This is a genomic window from Streptomyces sp. NPDC056734, assembly GCF_042790455.1.
In the GTDB taxonomy this organism is placed as follows: domain Bacteria; phylum Actinomycetota; class Actinomycetes; order Streptomycetales; family Streptomycetaceae; genus Streptomyces.
In genome coordinates this window covers 326,917-342,703 of record NZ_JBHTZD010000009.1, presented here as the reverse complement: position 1 = coordinate 342,703, position 15,787 = coordinate 326,917, and the positions used below count along the sequence as shown (strand labels likewise).

General features: G+C 70.0%; 13 protein-coding genes. 4 read left to right on the top strand and 9 right to left on the bottom strand.

Features of this window, described 5'->3' with window-relative positions:
- Window positions 1–997: maltotransferase domain-containing protein (locus ACFRFC_RS16725; RefSeq protein WP_383112626.1), on the bottom strand; the 997-nt coding region annotated here is incomplete at its 3' end.
- Between the two features lie 939 nt (window positions 998–1,936).
- Here ACFRFC_RS16725 and ACFRFC_RS16720 point away from each other — a divergent pair.
- Window positions 1,937–4,534 carry a glycosyltransferase family 1 protein gene (locus ACFRFC_RS16720; RefSeq protein ID WP_382685491.1) on the top strand — a complete coding sequence of 866 codons (2,598 nt, stop codon included), beginning with the start codon at window positions 1,937–1,939 and terminating at the stop codon, window positions 4,532–4,534.
- 65 nt (window positions 4,535–4,599) lie between these two features.
- Here the strand turns inward: ACFRFC_RS16720 and ACFRFC_RS16715 are convergent, their stop codons facing one another.
- From ACFRFC_RS16715 to ACFRFC_RS16690, 6 genes are all read right to left on the bottom strand, one after another.
- Window positions 4,600–5,466: a thiopeptide-type bacteriocin biosynthesis protein gene (locus ACFRFC_RS16715; RefSeq protein ID WP_382685489.1), complete on the bottom strand. Its 867-nt coding sequence runs from the start codon at window positions 5,464–5,466 to the stop codon at window positions 4,600–4,602.
- 86 nt (window positions 5,467–5,552) lie between these two features.
- Window positions 5,553–6,779, bottom strand: coding sequence for a lanthionine synthetase C family protein (locus ACFRFC_RS16710; RefSeq protein WP_382685487.1), 1,227 nt, complete (start codon window positions 6,777–6,779; stop codon window positions 5,553–5,555).
- On the bottom strand, window positions 6,776–9,817 hold the full coding sequence (locus ACFRFC_RS16705) for a lantibiotic dehydratase (protein WP_382685485.1): 3,042 nt from the start codon (window positions 9,815–9,817) through the stop codon (window positions 6,776–6,778). Before ACFRFC_RS16705 ends, ACFRFC_RS16710 begins: the two co-directional genes overlap by 4 nt.
- Before the next feature lie 78 nt (window positions 9,818–9,895).
- Window positions 9,896–10,105 carry an FxLD family lanthipeptide gene (locus ACFRFC_RS16700; RefSeq protein WP_382685777.1) on the bottom strand — a complete coding sequence of 70 codons (210 nt, stop codon included), beginning with the start codon at window positions 10,103–10,105 and terminating at the stop codon, window positions 9,896–9,898.
- Between the two features lie 5 nt (window positions 10,106–10,110).
- Window positions 10,111–11,397 carry a methyltransferase, FxLD system gene (gene fxlM, locus ACFRFC_RS16695; protein WP_382685483.1) on the bottom strand — a complete coding sequence of 429 codons (1,287 nt, stop codon included), beginning with the start codon at window positions 11,395–11,397 and terminating at the stop codon, window positions 10,111–10,113.
- A gap of 827 nt (window positions 11,398–12,224) precedes the next feature.
- On the bottom strand, window positions 12,225–12,659 hold the full coding sequence (locus tag ACFRFC_RS16690; protein WP_382685480.1) for an ATP-binding protein: 435 nt from the start codon (window positions 12,657–12,659) through the stop codon (window positions 12,225–12,227).
- A gap of 357 nt (window positions 12,660–13,016) precedes the next feature.
- Here ACFRFC_RS16690 and ACFRFC_RS16685 point away from each other — a divergent pair, with 357 nt between their 5' ends.
- The 3 genes from ACFRFC_RS16685 (at window position 13,017) to ACFRFC_RS16675 (ending at window position 14,437) form a co-directional block, all read left to right on the top strand.
- Window positions 13,017–13,886, top strand: a complete 870-nt coding sequence (locus tag ACFRFC_RS16685) for a helix-turn-helix domain-containing protein (RefSeq protein ID WP_382685478.1) — start codon at window positions 13,017–13,019, stop codon at window positions 13,884–13,886.
- Complete coding sequence (locus ACFRFC_RS16680) at window positions 13,883–14,116, top strand: DUF397 domain-containing protein (protein WP_382685475.1); 234 nt, start codon at window positions 13,883–13,885, stop codon at window positions 14,114–14,116. Before ACFRFC_RS16685 ends, ACFRFC_RS16680 begins: the two co-directional genes overlap by 4 nt.
- 93 nt (window positions 14,117–14,209) lie before the next feature.
- Window positions 14,210–14,437 carry a DUF397 domain-containing protein gene (locus ACFRFC_RS16675; protein WP_382685473.1) on the top strand — a complete coding sequence of 76 codons (228 nt, stop codon included), beginning with the start codon at window positions 14,210–14,212 and terminating at the stop codon, window positions 14,435–14,437.
- Between the two features lie 85 nt (window positions 14,438–14,522).
- On the opposite strand, the gene ACFRFC_RS16670 is transcribed toward ACFRFC_RS16675, so the two are convergent.
- Both ACFRFC_RS16670 and ACFRFC_RS16665 read right to left on the bottom strand, forming a co-directional pair.
- Complete coding sequence (locus ACFRFC_RS16670; protein WP_382685470.1) at window positions 14,523–15,032, bottom strand: DUF1990 domain-containing protein; 510 nt, start codon at window positions 15,030–15,032, stop codon at window positions 14,523–14,525.
- 47 nt (window positions 15,033–15,079) lie between these two features.
- Entirely contained in the window at window positions 15,080–15,667 is a 588-nt protein-coding gene (locus ACFRFC_RS16665) for a class IV adenylate cyclase (protein WP_382685467.1), read from the bottom strand.
- Window positions 15,668–15,787 lie beyond the last annotated feature (120 nt).

Below are 15,787 nucleotides of genomic sequence, written 5' to 3'. Positions count from 1 at the left end.
CCGGATGCACGGCGTCGTGCCCGCCCTCCGGCGACCCGATCGCCCACGGCACCCCGACATCCTCCGGCCCCGGTGAGAGGGTGTTGTTGGGGCCCTTGCGGTGGGTGGTGCCGATGGGGTGGATCGGCGGAAGGTATACGACGTCGAAGCCCATGGCGGCGATGGCGGGCAGTCGGCGCGCGGCGGTTTGGAAGGTGCCGTGCGGTTCGTCGGCCGTCCCTTCCGAGCGGGGGAAGAACTCGTACCAGGCCCCGAACAGCGCCCGCTCCCGCTCGACCAGCAGCGGCAACGGCTCCGAGGCGGTCACCAACTCCCGCAGGGGATACCGGGCGAGCACCGCCTCCACCTTCGGCGTCAGCGCCCTCGCCAGCCGGGCCGCGGCGGGCCTGGACTCCTCACGCAGGGACGCGGCGGCGTCCCGTACGGCGGTGCGGGCCGGGCCTCGCGGGACGGCGGCGGCGGCACGTTCGTACAGGCGGGCGCCCTCCTCCAGGACCAGGTCGGTGTCGATGCCCGCCGGGATCTTGATCCGCGCGTGCCGGCGCCAGGTGGCGAGGGGGTCGCTCCACGCCTCGACGGTGTACGTCCAGCGGCCCGGGAGCCCGGCGGCGACGGTGGCGCCCCAGCGGTCGGTGCCCGGGGCCAGTTCACGCATCGGCGTCCAGGGGCCGGGGCGGCCGTCGGGGTCACGCAGGACCACATTGGCGGCGACGGCGTCATGGCCCTCGCGGAAGACGGTCGCCGAGACCTCGAACGACTCGCCGGTGACGGCCTTCGCGGGGCGTCGGCCCTGCTGGACGCAGGGGCGGATGTCGAGGATGGGGATGCGGGCGAGGGGGGCGGGTGGGGTGGGTTGGGCGGGTTGGGCGGGCGGGACCGGGACCGGGACCGGGGCGTTGGCTTGGGGGCTGGGTTGAGGGCTGGCCTGGGGGTCGGGCTGTGGGTTGGGCTGTGGGCTGGGCGTCGAAGGGGTCGACGTGTGGTGCGTGCGGGGCATCACCGCTCCTGTCCGCGTCAATGAGGGTGGGCCGATGGATGGCGATGGATGGCGATGGATGGAGGGGGGAGAGGTCGGCACAAGGTGCCTGCGGGGCGTTCCCGCAGGAGGCTTCCCACCGGGGGCGGGTGGGCAATCCGGCACTCTGTTAACTACTCACGCGTACGCCCGCGCACGCGATCGGCCCTGTTCACGCGGGGCGGCGGCCGGTGGTGACGGGTCGCCGTCATGGTTGGGCCGCTGTCACGGATGGGTCCCCCGTCAGGGATGGGTCCGCCGTCAGGGATGGGTCCCCCGTCAGGGATGGGTCCCCCGTCACGGACGGGCCGTTGTCACGGACGGGCACCCGTAGCAGCGCGTCCGGCGAACCGGGCGGGCCCCTCCCGGACACCTTGCCCGAAACCGCCCCGGCAACCAAGGCGCTCGTGACCGAACAGGGCGCGGCCTTCCGGTGAACGCACTGAACGGCAGGAGTCGATTGAACGGACCGAACGGACAGCCACGGCGTCGCCGCCGCCCCGGCCGCGCGCGGCGTCGCCATCGACGTACCGGAGGAAGTCGTCCGGCCGGTGCAGCCGCCCGGCCCGCGTCCGTGCCCTCGTCATGGTCCGTGGTCCCCCTCCTGGGCTGGTCGTGGTTCCCCTCCTCGACTACCTGGGCAGCCTCTCGTGCGTGCCGAAGCGCCACAAGGTGGCCTAGGTGCCCGGAATCGGCCATACCGGCCAGAGGGGCAGGTGAGAGGGTGCGGCGACTTTCGGGCAGTCTCGCTGCCCGTGTGGGCGAACCGGGGCTCGTCCGGTGTGTGCGGACACAGCCGTTCAGGCCGAATAACGGGGTCCGGGGCGGAGTCCCCGGCCAGGTCAACTGCAACGCCGGTACCTTTTCAACCGACGCCAACCCAATTGACCGGAGTCATCCAGCGAAGCGCCGAGGTGGAATGTGAAGGCGATCCGTCGATTCACTGTCCGACCCGTTCTCCCCGAACCTCTCCAGCCCCTCAGTGACCTGGCGCGAAATCTGCGCTGGTCCTGGCACCCCGAGACCCGTGAGCTGTTCCAGTCCGTCGACCCGGGGCGCTGGGCGTCCTCGGACGGCGATCCGATAAGGCTGCTCGGCAGTGTGCCGCCCGCACGGCTCGCGGAGCTGGCCGCCGACCAGGGATTCCTCGACCGGCTCGGCAGGGTCGCCGACGACCTGCGCGGGTACGTCGGCGGCGACCGCTGGTACCAGGCCCAGTCGGCGGACCTGCCCGCCGCCGTCGCCTACTTCTCGCCCGAGTTCGGCATCACGGCCGCGCTGCCGCAGTACTCGGGCGGACTCGGCATCCTCGCCGGGGACCATCTCAAGGCGGCCAGCGACCTCGGCGTACCGCTGATCGGGGTCGGGCTGCTCTACCGGCACGGCTACTTCCGCCAGAGTCTGTCCCGGGACGGCTGGCAGCAGGAGCACTATCCGGTGCTCGACCCGCACGAACTGCCGCTGGTCCAGCTGAGCGAGCCCGACGGCACGCCCGCCCAGGTGCTGCTCGCACTGCCCGGCGCCCGCTTTCTGCGCGCCCGGATCTGGCTGGCACAGGTCGGCCGGATCCCGCTGCTGCTGCTGGACTCCGACGTCGAGGAGAACGACCTCGGCGAACGCGGGGTGACCGACCGGCTGTACGGCGGCGGCAGCGAGCACCGGCTCCTCCAGGAGATGCTGCTCGGCATAGGAGGGGTCCGGGCGGTCCGTACGTACTGCCGGCTGACCGGCCATGCCGAACCGGAGGTGTTCCACACCAACGAGGGACACGCCGGGTTCCTGGGCCTGGAGCGGATCAACGAGCTGTGCGAGACCGGGCTCGACTTCGACGCGGCGCTGGAGACGGTCCGCGCCGGGACCGTGTTCACGACCCACACCCCGGTGCCGGCCGGCATCGACCGCTTCGACCGGGAGCTGGTCGGCCGGCACTTCGGGCCCGCCGCCGAGCTGCCCCGTATCGAGGTGGAACGGATTCTGCGGCTCGGTCGGGAGGACTACCCGGGCGGCGAGCCCCATCTCTTCAACATGGCGGCGATGGGCCTGCGGCTCGCCCAGCGGGCCAACGGGGTGTCGCTGCTGCACGGGCAGGTCAGCCGGGGCATGTTCGCGGGGCTGTGGCCGGGATTCGACGCCGAGGAGGTGCCGATCACGTCCGTGACCAACGGGGTGCACGCGCCGACCTGGGTCGCCCCCGAGGTGCTGCGCCTCCAGGACCGGTCGGCGGGGGAGGGCATTGGCGGCGACGAGCGCTGGGACGCGGCCGCGGGCCTGCCCGACGCGGACCTGTGGGAGCTGCGCCGGACGCTGCGCGGGCATCTGGTGGAGGAGGTACGGGAGCGGCTGCGGGCGTCCTGGCGGCAGCGCGGGGCGGGCACGGCCGAGCTGGGCTGGATCGACTCGGTGCTCGACCCGTCCGTCCTGACCATCGGATTCGCGCGGCGCGTCCCCTCGTACAAGCGGCTGACGCTGATGCTGCGTGACCGGGACCGGCTGACCACGTTGTTGCTGCACCCGGAGCGGCCGGTGCAGATCGTGGTGGCGGGCAAGGCGCATCCGGCGGACGACGGCGGCAAGCGGCTGATCCAGGAGCTGGTCCGGTTCGCGGACGACGCGCGGGTGCGGCACCGGATCGTGTTCCTGCCCGACTACGGCATGGCGATGGCGCAGAAGCTCTACCCGGGCTGTGACATCTGGCTGAACAACCCGCTGCGTCCGCTGGAGGCGTGCGGCACCTCCGGGATGAAGGCGGCGCTCAACGGCTGTCTCAATCTGTCGGTGCTGGACGGCTGGTGGGACGAATGGTTCGACCCCCACTTCGGCTGGGCCATCCCGACCGCCGACGGGGCGGCCATGGACACCGACCGGCGTGACGACATCGAGGCGGCGGCGCTGTACGACCTGCTGGAGCAGCGGATCACGCCCCGCTTCTACGAGCGGGGGCAGCAGGGGCTGCCGGACCGCTGGATCGAGATGGTCCGCCGCACCCTGACCCAGCTCGGGCCCAAGGTGCTGGCCGGGCGGATGGTCCGCGAGTACGTGGAGCGGCTGTACGCCCCGGCGGCCCGCGCCCACCGCACCCTGGAGGCGGACGCGGCCCGCGAACTCGCCCGGTGGAAGACGCGGGTGCGGGGCGCCTGGCCGGCGGTGACCGTCGACCATGTGGAGACCTCGGCGGCCATCGAGACCGCCGAACTCGGCACGACAGTCTCGCTGCGGGTCCGGGTGGCGCTGGGCGACCTCGCCCCCGAGGACGTGGAGGTGCAGGCGGTGTCCGGCCGGGTCGACTCCGAGGACCGCATCGCCGACGCGTCGACCGCCCCGCTGAAGCCGGTCGCCGGCCCCGACACCGAGGGCCGCTGGTCCTACGAGGGCCCCCTCGCCCTAGACCGCACGGGCCCCTTCGGCTACACGGTCCGCATCCTCCCGGCCCACCGCCTGCTGACGTCGACCGCGGAGCTGGGGTTGCTGACGGTGGCGTCCGATGGGGTGGGGGAGGGGGCGGGGGTTTTGTTGCGGTAGGGGTGTGAGCTGCTTGCTTGCGTGTGCCTCTTCGGGCGCCTTTGGGGGTGCCCGGAGGGCGTGCGCTAGTAGCTGTCCAGAACTGCTGCGTGACTTGCCCCGGCAAGGATGCTCTGCGTTCGGGTGGGCAGGCCCAGCCGGTTCCAGTGGAAGATCATGTGGTACGCCAGGATCTGGCGCAGGCCCCGGTCCAGCCTTCCCCCACGGGCCGCATCCCCGAGGATCCGGCCCGTGGAGCGGAAGGTGCCCGCCCATTCAGTCAACTCCGTGGCAGGGCCACCTTCACCGAGCATCGGACCGTCTGGGTGGAGGTCGGCCCGCAACAGTGCCTTGAGGTCTGCGGCCATGGGGCGGAGTCGCTCGGGGTCGACGTCGGGCGGAAGGGGGCGCTCGGCGGCGACCTGGTGCCAGACGTCGCCCTGTTCGTACCACTCCAGTCCCGCGCCGCGCATCAGGGTGGTGCACAGCAGGACGGAGAGTTCGCGTCGGCCCAGCGAGTGCCGGCGGCCGTGGAACTGGGTGAGGATGGCGTGGCTGTCGGTGTGGAACAGCCGGTGGGCGGCCGTCATGCCGTCGGTGCCGCCGAAGGCTGCCGACTCGGGTTCGTAGACGCCGGTCCACCAGCGCTGGATGTGGCCCGCAGTGGTGAGGTCGTCCAGCGCCGTGCCCATGGTGGTCTTCGTACCGTCGAGCCGACCTTGGGGGCGCAGGCGAATTCGCCAGTGGGGGTGTTTGCGGATGAACCACCACTCGGTGGCGGATTGCTCGAAGAGCCGGGCGAGGTGGGTGGCAGCAGTGGCCTCGGCGTTGACCCAGTCGGGGAACTCAACGTAGATCTGCCACCAGCCTGGGGTGGTGGCCTGCTGTTCCAGGGCGAGGGTTCCTGCTTGACGGAAGGCGTCGATGGCCGCTTCCAGCTCCGGCGGTTCCATGCTCACACGATGCGCGGCCTCGTGAAGTGGGGTTCCGGAGAGGGCGTCGAGGACAGCAGTCAGCGTCTCCCGGACCCCGGGGACGTTCAGTCGATCAGCAGGCATGAATCCCATCCGGATAGCGGCGCCTGGTCACGGGCAGCAGTGGTCAGGGCGAGGGCGGTGCCGGTGGCGCCGTCGAGGAAGCCGGGGCCGGGTGGCGTCCACCTGACAGCCGCATCGAGGAGCGCGGAGCGGAGATGGGGCAGGGCGGCCCGGAGCGTCGGGTCCGTGGAGTCTTGAGCGGCTCGCCAGGTGGTCTGGTAGATGCCTGCCCAGCCGTGGCACAGGCCCGCATCGGCGAGGCGCGCTAGTTGGACGGAGTCGTCAATGCAGTCGATCAGGTACTTTTCGGCCCTGCGCCGGCGGTCGTTGTCGTGCGTGGCGATGGCGGCGAGCTGGAGTGCGCGGGCGATGCCGGGGGTGCCGTAGCACCAGCTGGGCCGGGCTGGACCGGTCTGGCTGGTGCGGCGGGTTCGCAGGCCGGTGAGGGGGATGCACTCGGGCCACCATGCTCCGGTCGGCCCGGACTGTTGCCACTCGTCGAGCCAGCCGCAGATCGTGGCGATGGCCTCGCGCTGCCCATCGATCGTTGCGCCGCGCAGTGTCGCCCGAGCGAGGAGCATGAGCGGTCCTGTGATGCCATGCGCGGTGCCCTGGTTGCTGTGACCGTGCGGAAAGCGGGCGGAGGTACGGGTGTACTGGTCGTGGCCGACCCACCAGCCGGGCACCCTCTGCCCTTCGTGGCGCAGGGGGCGGGTGAGGGCAACGAGGTAGGTCAGCACGCCTTCCAACGCGGGGTTGGCAGGGTCTCGGCGGAGGAGGTGGGCACCGATGCCGGTCAGGCCGGAGAAGATGTCGTACTCGCGGAAGGCGGGCAGATCGCCGCGCTGGATCCGATCAAGCGCGGCAATGGTGCGGCGGTGAGCGAGTTCGCAGACGCTGCGGTCGAGTGTGGCGAGGGCATGACCGTACCGTTCGGATGAGCCTGCGGCGGCCTGTAACACGAAGGCGACGGCTGGTATGCCCTGGTAGAGACCACTGGTGTCGGCGGCACTCACTTCTCCCGCCGCGGCGCTGGTGATCCATCGATGGGCCTGCTGCCAGCTTCCGGCCCCGGAATGGGCCCGTTCGATGTGCAGCAGGGCCACTCCGGCTGAACCCTGGGACAAGGACTGTGCCGCCCAGGGATTGTCCGTTGATCGAGGGGCCGGGGCGGCCAGACGTTGGGCAATGTGCTCGATCAGATCGGGGGAGGCAGGATGCGCGGTCACCTGGACCTCCTGGCGGTCTGGCGGAGAGCGCAAGCGCGGGCCAGACGGCCGGTGATCCGTTCCCGGTCGGGGCCGATGCCGAGGGCACGTAGGTGGTGCAGGTGCAGGAGTGAGCCCAGAACAGTGAACGGGTCGCGCTGCGCTGACAACTCCGCGCGATAGGCCGTCAGTGCGGCTGCCCGGCGTTGCCAAGCCACAGCTTCCGCTCCAGGGGAGGACAGGAAGGCATCGTCGAAGGAGTCGGCGAGTTCGAGAGCTCTGTCGCGCAGCGCACGGTCGAGCGGCCCCTGCTCCTTCGGCAGTTCCTGGGCCAGCCAGTGAAGCCCTTCGTCGGTGGTCGGTGCGAAGTGGGTCGCGATGCCGACCATGCTCGCTGCGGCGAGTGCTTGAGCGTCCGTTCCGCCGAGGGTGGCGTCGATCTGGGCGACGGCAGCGGAGGAGTCGGCGGCGAACACGGCGTGGGCAGCATCCATCGTCGTGCCGTGCCCGTACCGGCCGGTCGGCGGGTGATAGGTAGCGAGTGTGAGCTGCGCCAAGAGGCGTCGGCGGCGTAACCCGTGCGCCCAGTCGTGGACCTGCTCGGCCGCACTTCCGTACGCGGCGGGATCCGGCAGGAACAGAGACAGGGCCAGGTGCTGGTCCGAGTCCGGGCGGGGGGTGGCACGGTGACGGCTGAACCACCACTGCGGGTGGGCGTCGAAGGAGCCGACCAGGGCCGGAAGATGCTCGGTCAGGATCTCGTCGAAGCGGTCCGGGTGGGCGTGAATTCGAGCGTGAAGAACGGCCGAGTGGCCCGGAAGGTGGTCTGCGCTGTGATCAACGGTGCGGATAGGAGCTGACACCCGGCGGCGGGCGGGCTCGGGCAGGGCGAGGGAAAGAAGGAGTTCGTGCGCGCGACCGAGCCAGCCGAAGTCATGGGGGCCAGGTGCTTCACGCAGTTCGAGGCGTTGAGATCTGTCGAGGCGCGTACGGAGGATCAGGCGGTGTACAGGGTGGGTGAGGTCCAGGGGCAACCGCTGGTCGTGCTCCACCACGGTGATGCGCTCAGGCATGCGCAGTTTCGCCCGCCACTTGGCGAACGCGGTCTCCCAGTCGTCTGCCGACGACGCACGGCCGGGCAGTTCCTGGGCGGTCAGCAGCCAGCGGGCAGCAGCCAGGACCGTGCGCCGGTGGCGCACCCGGGGCAGGTAGGTCAGATGGGCGGCGGCGCCGAAATCGAAGGACTTGTAAACGGCACTGCGAGCGTTCCCGATCTCCGCGAGGAAGCGTGCAAGCGGGGGCGTGTGGACGCCGGCTTCCAGCGCGTGCAGGACGCGCGGCTCGACGGGGCGGCCTGTGGAGAGCTGGACGAGGTGAAAGCGCCGGGAGTCCGCCATGACCGCGAGGTCCCTCGGCTCGATCACCGTCTCGTCGTTCGACCGGTGCTCGGAGAGCGAGATTACGTGGGGGAGGAGCTGCATGGTGCGGGCGATGTTCTCGTTGCGGCGGCGACGAGGTACGAAGGAGAGCTGAGCGGCCAGCGCACCGGGCGACGCCGCCTGGTAGGTGGCCGCGAACCGGGCCTGGTCCTGGTCGGGTAGCAGGTGAGCGAATCGTCCCACCATGCTGCTGCCCGGCCTCGGTGTGCCGGTCACCGCCAATTGATAGGAACCACGGGCCAGGTCGGCCGGCGTGGCTGCCCGGATCTCGACGGCCACTTCTATCCGGGGTACCGGCACCATGTCGGTGCCGTCGGACGACAGATCGGCTATCACCGGCTCGGTCAGGACGATCTCACTGCTGCCGTCCAACGTCGCCTGCTGGACCAGGCGTAGCAGCTTTTCGTCGCGCTCGGTGAGCTGCCGACCCGGGCTCTTGTATGGGGAGCCCAGATAGCCGGCGGGGAAGCCGAGGCCACCGTCTCCCACCAGATCCAGGAGTGGCACCACCGCCCCGGTCCCGTACCGGGCCCGGAACCGTCCGTGGTAGTCGCGCCAGGCCGGGTACCCGAACGGATACGGCGACAGCCTGCACAGAATCCCGGCTGCCTCTTGCGCGTCCCGCACCACAGACTCGGGGATCTGGACCTCACAGTCCACGACCGTATCGACGGTCAGCGGCACCGTGTCTGTATCGAAGAGGGCTCGCACATCTGTCGTCGGGTGGGCTGCTCCCGTATGCGTGGCGGCGATCTCGTGCCGTACCGCGAACAATTCGTTCACCAGACCCTCGGCTGCGGGGATACCCCTGGCGTCGAGTGCCTCCAGCTCTGTGCACAGGTGCGCGAGGGCGTCCAGCTTGGTCATCGGCGCCCAGAGGCTGGTGATCAGGACGTTCTCGGAGATCAGCCCGCTGAGCATCGCGTCGATCCGGCCCCTTGGCGCAGTCGGGAACCGCTCGCCGAGCAGTGCTCGCAGCTCGCCGTACCGAATGGGGGAGGCAGCCCAGGCGAGCGCGGCGGCCACCGGACCGGTATGCCGTACGGATACCTCGATCGGAGCGAGGGACTCGGCGCGGTCGTCCGTCGGCAGGCCGGGAGCGGCCCACCGGCTTCCTCGTACCTGCCCCGTGTTCGCGGCCACCACATGCAAGCGATCCAGCAGTTGAGGGCACTGGTTGAGGCGCGCAGTGATCCCCGCCAGCCAGACCGAATCAGCACGCACGGTTGTCCGATGCCTGCCTCCCCACAAGACCTTCGGTACGCCGCCGATCCGCACCGGGGCCACCCCGGCGAACAACCCGAACGGCGTTGGACGTCCCCGCCAGCGAAGCACATAGGACGCGAGAGACAGTGCGGCTCGTCGGATTTGCCGGACGTCGCATCGCTGCCCGCTCACCATCTCCCCGATCCGATCGCCGAGGGCGGGGCTGGCTGCGGTCACCGCGACGCGGACCTCTTCGCGCCGCCAGACGGCTGCCAGCCACTCGCGCCCTCGCGCTGCGGCTTCCGCACCGGACAGATCGAGATCGCGTGGCAGTTCGAGCCCGCCCGGATCGGTGGTGAGACGCAGCAGCGCGCTGCCCTGCCATCGGTAGCTCACTGACTGCCGTGCCGTCACGATGCCCCTCTTCGTGGGTGCTGGAAGGGTGCCGGGCGGGACGGACCCGCCCGGCACTTACGCCGGCGTCAGTGCTGGTCAGACGGGATCGTCGATGAACGAGTCACAGGCACTGGCGCCGTTCTGGCAGGTGTTGCCACAGCCGTCGTCGGTCGGGCAGTCGTCCGTCCTGCCGTGGGGGCGGGTGGTCACGACCACGCGTACATCCAGCGTGAAGTCGTCGAATTCCTCCGCCATCGGCGGGTCGGCCAGCGCCGTGGCACCGTGCGAAAGGCCGAGATCTGGCATGTCGATCACTCTCCCTCTTCCTTGGTGGGGTGGTGCGGTACGCCCTGATCCGCGGCTGGGGCCGTGGTCCAGGAGAGCGCGACCCGGCTGTGTTTCTTGTCGATGACCCGTCCGTCGGACAGTTCGGGAATCCGGTCATCCGGGGTGCCCGCCGGGTAGACGGTGATGCGCGGGCCGGGTCCGCCGCGGTGGTCTCGGTCCCAGGCGCGAAGATGTCCGGCGACCTCGTCGGCGAACGTGGTTGCTTCGGGGCCGAGGGCGTGGGCCCCGTACTCGAAGAGCGTGTCGTCGGCGGTGCGGCGAGGGGTGATGTACGCGAAGTTCCTGCCGTCCGCGGACACGGCGGCCAGTGAGAACCGTTTGTTGTACGGGGCTACGAGGCCGGTGTCGAGATCCTGGTCCACGGCCATGGTGCAGAAGCCCGGCAGCACGGTGGCCAGGTAGAGCTGGAGGGAGTCCACGGGTACTCCGCGTCTGACCGTCACCCCGGTCCAGGTCTCGACCCGCGGCGTGCGCACAGCGTTGTCGAGCAGGCTTGGGTCGCTGGGGAGCCCGTCGTCGAACCGCAGGGTGATCTCGTCGGAGCCGGTGAGCAGAAGCACCTGGGACGCCCGTGATCCGGAACCCTGCATCGGGACGAAGCCGCAGATCCGTGCAGAGGTGCTGACCAGATGCTCGCTGATCCTCTGGAGCGCGACCGAGCGCGTCAGTCCCCGCATCCGGAGGGGAACGACGATCCGGCCCTGCTCGGTGAGCTGGCTGATCCAGGCGGGCGGAATGTCCCAGGCACCGACCGTGACGATGACCCGATCGTACGGCGCGTGAGCCGGGACGCCGCCATGGGCATCGGCCGTGACGACCCTCACCTGCGGGTAGCCGTTCTCCTTCAGGAGGCGGCTCGCGCGGTCGGTGACCTCGGGGTCGATGTCCACCGTGGTGACCTCACCGGCCTCACCGACCAACTCCGCGAGATACGCGGCGTTCAGACCACCCGAACCGATCTCCAGGATCCGCATCCCGGGCCGGATCTCGGCCTGTTCCAGCATGAACGCCTGGACCTGGGGGGCGGATACCGAACTCATGGCCGATCCGTCGTTGTCCCGTTTGGTGATGACCGCGTTGTAGGCGCTGTAGGCGTCCTCCAGGGACGCCTCGGGCGCGAACACATGTCTCGGGATGGTTCGCAGGACGTGCGCGACCGCGTCCGAGGCGATCGCTCCGTCCGCGATGAGCTCATCGACGACCTGCTCGCGCAGCCGCGAAGCACGGGCCTCTTCGGTCTTTTCGGGCATGAATGGATAGGTTCCTTCCGGGCGCTGTTCTGAGAGAGGGAGATTCGGGAGGCAGACGGAGCGCCGCAGTGTAGTCATCTCGTTACCTCTCCCGCCGGGTGGTGAGAGTGATTCAGCCTCCGGTGCGCGGCGGGTAAGTAGGGGACTACATCCACTACCTTCCCCCTCCACAGGCGTCCCTATCGTCCTGATATGTAGTCCTTGCTGCGCTTTGTTGGATCTGGTCGGTGGACGGCCCGTCGTCCAGGGCGGCTCCGGCGGCCACGGAGATTGCCAGGGCGCCCGTGAGCGCACCGGACACGTACACCTTCAGGAGGACGCGGCGCAGAGCGCCGGGGGACGGACCGGTCAGGCGAGGGAGGCTCACGGTGCGGCCTCCCGGGGCGCGCAGACCGGTTCGCAGGCCCACAACTCCAGTGGACGCACGGGGCGGAGAGGCCCGGAGTGGGGCACCGTGCCCAGCTTGCGACCGGAGGCGCCGAGGCGGCGTGCGCACAGGGCGCAGTCGATGCCCATCTGCTGGCGCGGGTGGAGGCGGGCGGCGGCAGGTAGCGGAGGCGGAGGCGGGACCGGCTGAAGGAGTGGCTGGGGCGCCGAGGTGGGTGCGGTGGCCCGGCGGTGCTGGTGCGGCTCAGGGGTCGGCTGGACAGGCGGCATGGGGTTTGCGCGGTGGATGGCCTGTACCGGGTGCTCCGGCCGGAGAGATGGCGAGGGCGGTGCGGACACCGCCGCCCTGGGGTGCTGGAGCTGGTACCGGCTGTCGGCGAGCAGTGTCGTCTGCGCGACCCGGCGGCCCCGGGTGAGCTGGGCAGCGGCCTGTCTCGTGGTCATTCGGCGTCCCCGGTCGCGAGTTCGGACCACACGCGCTTGCCTCGGGGGAAGAGGTCTGTGCCGGTGGTGTCGGACAGGGCCGCCACGAGGAGGAGGCCGCGCCCTTCCTCGTCCGTCTCGGAGGCGACGCGGGGCACGGGCTCCTGGCAGTTTCCGTCGAGGACGGCGATCCGTACACGGTCGGGTGCGAGACGGGTGACCGATACGCGCAGGTAGCGGCAAGCCGTGTGCTCAACACTGTTGGCGACCAGTTCCGACACGATGACTCTGCCGTTGTCTGCGAGTTCGGACAGTCCCCAGGTCTCCAGCGCGGTGGCCACCAGACGGCGGGCCCGCCCCGCGGTCTCGGGCTCGGACGGGAAGGTCTGTGTGCAAGGGGGGTGGCCGGTCCCGGCCGTTCGTGGGGTCGATTGCACGGCAGTTGTGGTCATAGCGGTGCCCTTGGTCGCTGGCGGAGGGGGAGACCGCGGCCGTTCCCATGGGAGGGGAAGGGCGCGGCGCGAAGCGAACCCTTGAGGGGTGCGTGGGGGTTGAAGCCCGGCGGCTGCGCGCGACTGTGCTCTGCGGGCAGCCACCGGGGGTGGGGAAGGCCCGGCGACGTGGAGTGACCGCCTGATGACAGAATGGCGGATTGCGGGAGAGGTGACAAGTGATGTCACCCTATTCGCAGAAACTCACACCCTGGTGCTATCGACGGTCGCACCCCGGGTGCGGCAAACTGCACCCGGGAAGCCCAACAGCGCACCCTCGAAAGCGCATTTGGAACCCCGAATCAACGGAGACACCTCATGCCGAATGTGCGAGCGAAACCCACCCTGCGCCGCCGACGCCTCGGTGGTGCGCTCAAGGGCTTCCGCAGCGCCGCCGGGCTCACCCTCGAAGCGGCAGCAGCCGCGATGGGGTGGGACTCCGGCAAGCTCAGCCGCATCGAGAACGCCAAGGCCCAGATCTGGCCCAAGGAGATCGCGCCCCTGCTCGGCGTGTACGGGGTCGAAGACACCGGCGCCGTCAACGCGCTCGAAGAGTTGGCCAGGAACGCCGGGAAGCAGGGCTGGTGGCAGACGTACGGGGATGTCATCGGCGGCGTTTATCAGGACTACATGTTCCTGGAGTCCGATGCCGCCGGAATCCGGGTGTACTGCCCCGGCGTCATCCATGGCCTGTTGCAGACCAGTGGCTACGCACGTGAGGTCATCGCCGCGACCGCCATCACTCGCAGTCCCGACGAAGTGGCAGCCCTCGTCGAAGTGAGGCAGGCCCGGCAGTCCGTCCTCACCCGGCCTGGCAACCCCCTGAAGATGTGGGCGGTCATCCACGAGGCCGCGTTGCGGCAGCAGTTTCCCGCACGATCCGACGTGATGCCCGCGCAGCTTCAGCGTCTTCTCGACCTCAGCGAGATGACCCACATCGACATTCAGGTCATGCCGCTGGAGGCGAGCCCGCACCCCGGACTGGCCGGTCCGTTCGACGTTGTCTCCTTCGGCGGTCCGTGGCCCACTGTGGTGAACCTGGAGAACCTGCGCGGCGGGTTCTTCATCGAGGGTGACGACGTCTCGGTGTTCGAGGCGGCCTTTGACCGAACGGTCGCCGCAGCTCTTCCCGTGGACGTGTCCCGGGAGACCATTAAAACGATCATGAAGGAAGGTAAACACTCGTGACCGCTACCACTCAAAGGGCATTCGTCCGCGCGTCTGACCTGACCGACGCTTGGTTCAAGTCCACGTACTCCGCTGGCGAGCAGGCATGTGTCGAGGTCGCCGATCTGCGCCACTCCCCGCTCGCGGCCGTCGCCATCTGTGACTCCAAGGACCCGGATGGCCCGGCCCTTCTCTTCGAGCCCGGCGGGTTCGCTGCATTCACCAAGTTCGCCGCAGGCTTCGAGGTCTGACTCTCAGCGACCTGCACAACGACGCCTGCCCCAACGCCACTTCGGGGCGGGCGTTCTCGCCGCTGAGAAGCTCATGGAAGGACCCCCCTCCGCATGACCGAACCCGCCAGCAAGGAAGACCTCTACACACACGATCTGACCGGTGCTGACTGGCAGAAGTCGTCGTTCAGCGATGCCGGACAGGGATGCGTGGAGATCACCGACCTGCCCGACGGGGGCATCGCGGTCCGGGACTCGAAGAACCCTGATCGCCCGGCCCTCCGCTACAACGCCGAAGAATGGGCCGCGTTCCGCCGTGGCATGTTCGCCGGCGAATTCTGACCCGGTCTCCCCGATCCACAACGACGCCTGCCCCAAAGCCGCTTTGGGGCAGGCGTACAGATCGCACCCGATCGCGTCGCCGGTATCAGGCCGCGTCCAGGTCGGCGCACAGGCGCCGCAGGGTGGAGCCCGCCCGGCGGGCGTACGCGTGCTGGAGGCCCCGGGTGGCCGGGCCGCCCGCCCTGGCGTACCACTTCGCGGCGCGGCTGAAGGCGGTGACGGTGAACCAGACCGTGCCGTCCCCGGTGCGCTCCACGAGGAACGACTCCTCGCCGCTTTCGGGGTGACCGGCCAGCGTGCCGTAGGCCCAGCCGGAGCGGCGGGGTTCGTCCACCGTCCACACCACCCGGCAGGGCGCCTTGATCAGGCCGGCGAGGGTGACGGTGACGTCGACGTCCGGGGCGGCCCGCTCGGCGCCGGCGGCTATGCCGACGCCCATCGAGCGGTGCATCTCCCAGCCGCCCACGGCATCCGCCGCCCGCCGGAACAGGGCAGGGCCCTCACCGAGCCGGGTGCGGACATGCAGCCGGTGGAAGCCGGGTGGGCAGAAGCCGGGGTCACGGGTGGCGCCGACATCCTTGTATGTGAAGGACATGGGTCAAGCGTAGGGCCTGGGGGAAGGGGGGTCTTTCGCCTCCGTGCTCAACGGTCCTGAGCCGTCGGGGCAGCGTCCTGCTGCTTGGCCGCGTCGGCGAACAGGAGGGTGGGTTCGGTGAGGATGTCGCGGCCCGACTCGCTCTTGTAGATCTCGTCGACGCTGCCGAACCGGGCCTCGGCGTAGTCGAGGTCCAGCAGCGCGGCGGCCTGCCGGACCGATGCCTCGTCGGGTCCTTCGATCTCCAGGAAGGTGGGCAGGCCGGGCCAGGTGTCGAAGTCGAAGGCGACCTCGCCCAGGCGCCACTCCTCGCGGTAGTTCTCCTGGTAGCGGACCTCGGTGAGGCCCACCCGGCGCAGGATGTCGGCCATGGCGTGCAGGTCGCCGACCTCGGTCTCGATCTCCTTGGTGCCGTCGATCGTCGTGGAGTCGGTGACCTGCTTGAGCGTGAGCGTCGAGCGGTTGCCCTCGTCACGCAGGCGGAGCCAGGCCCCGCCGTCGAGGGAGTCGTTCTCGAAGATCCTGCGGGTGAGGAGCGTGCGGGGAAGCGCCTGGACGCCGCCGAGGGCGGTCAGCTTGGCCTGGAGGGCGGGCGCGTCGACGGCCAGGAATTTTGCCTCGTACTCGTGCTTCATCGGTCCTTCTCCCAGAAGTGATCGATGGGCAGGCTACAGCCGAGCAAGGGCGGTCTCCTCGAACCCCGGGTCCACCCCGACGGCGAAAGCCCCGCCACGCCTCCTCGAATCCAAGGGAGC

Coding starts and splice junctions, on each gene's coding strand:
- ACFRFC_RS16665 (WP_382685467.1), bottom strand. CDS start 15,667: ATGAAGCACGAGTACGAGGCAAAATTCCTGGCCGTCGACGCGCCCGCC.
- ACFRFC_RS16685 (WP_382685478.1), top strand. CDS start 13,017: ATGCCGAATGTGCGAGCGAAACCCACCCTGCGCCGCCGACGCCTCGGT.
- fxlM (WP_382685483.1), bottom strand. CDS start 11,397: ATGCCCGAAAAGACCGAAGAGGCCCGTGCTTCGCGGCTGCGCGAGCAG.
- ACFRFC_RS16700 (WP_382685777.1), bottom strand. CDS start 10,105: ATGCCAGATCTCGGCCTTTCGCACGGTGCCACGGCGCTGGCCGACCCG.
- ACFRFC_RS16715 (WP_382685489.1), bottom strand. CDS start 5,466: ATGGAACCGCCGGAGCTGGAAGCGGCCATCGACGCCTTCCGTCAAGCA.
- ACFRFC_RS16690 (WP_382685480.1), bottom strand. CDS start 12,659: ATGACCACAACTGCCGTGCAATCGACCCCACGAACGGCCGGGACCGGC.
- ACFRFC_RS16675 (WP_382685473.1), top strand. CDS start 14,210: ATGACCGAACCCGCCAGCAAGGAAGACCTCTACACACACGATCTGACC.
- ACFRFC_RS16670 (WP_382685470.1), bottom strand. CDS start 15,032: ATGTCCTTCACATACAAGGATGTCGGCGCCACCCGTGACCCCGGCTTC.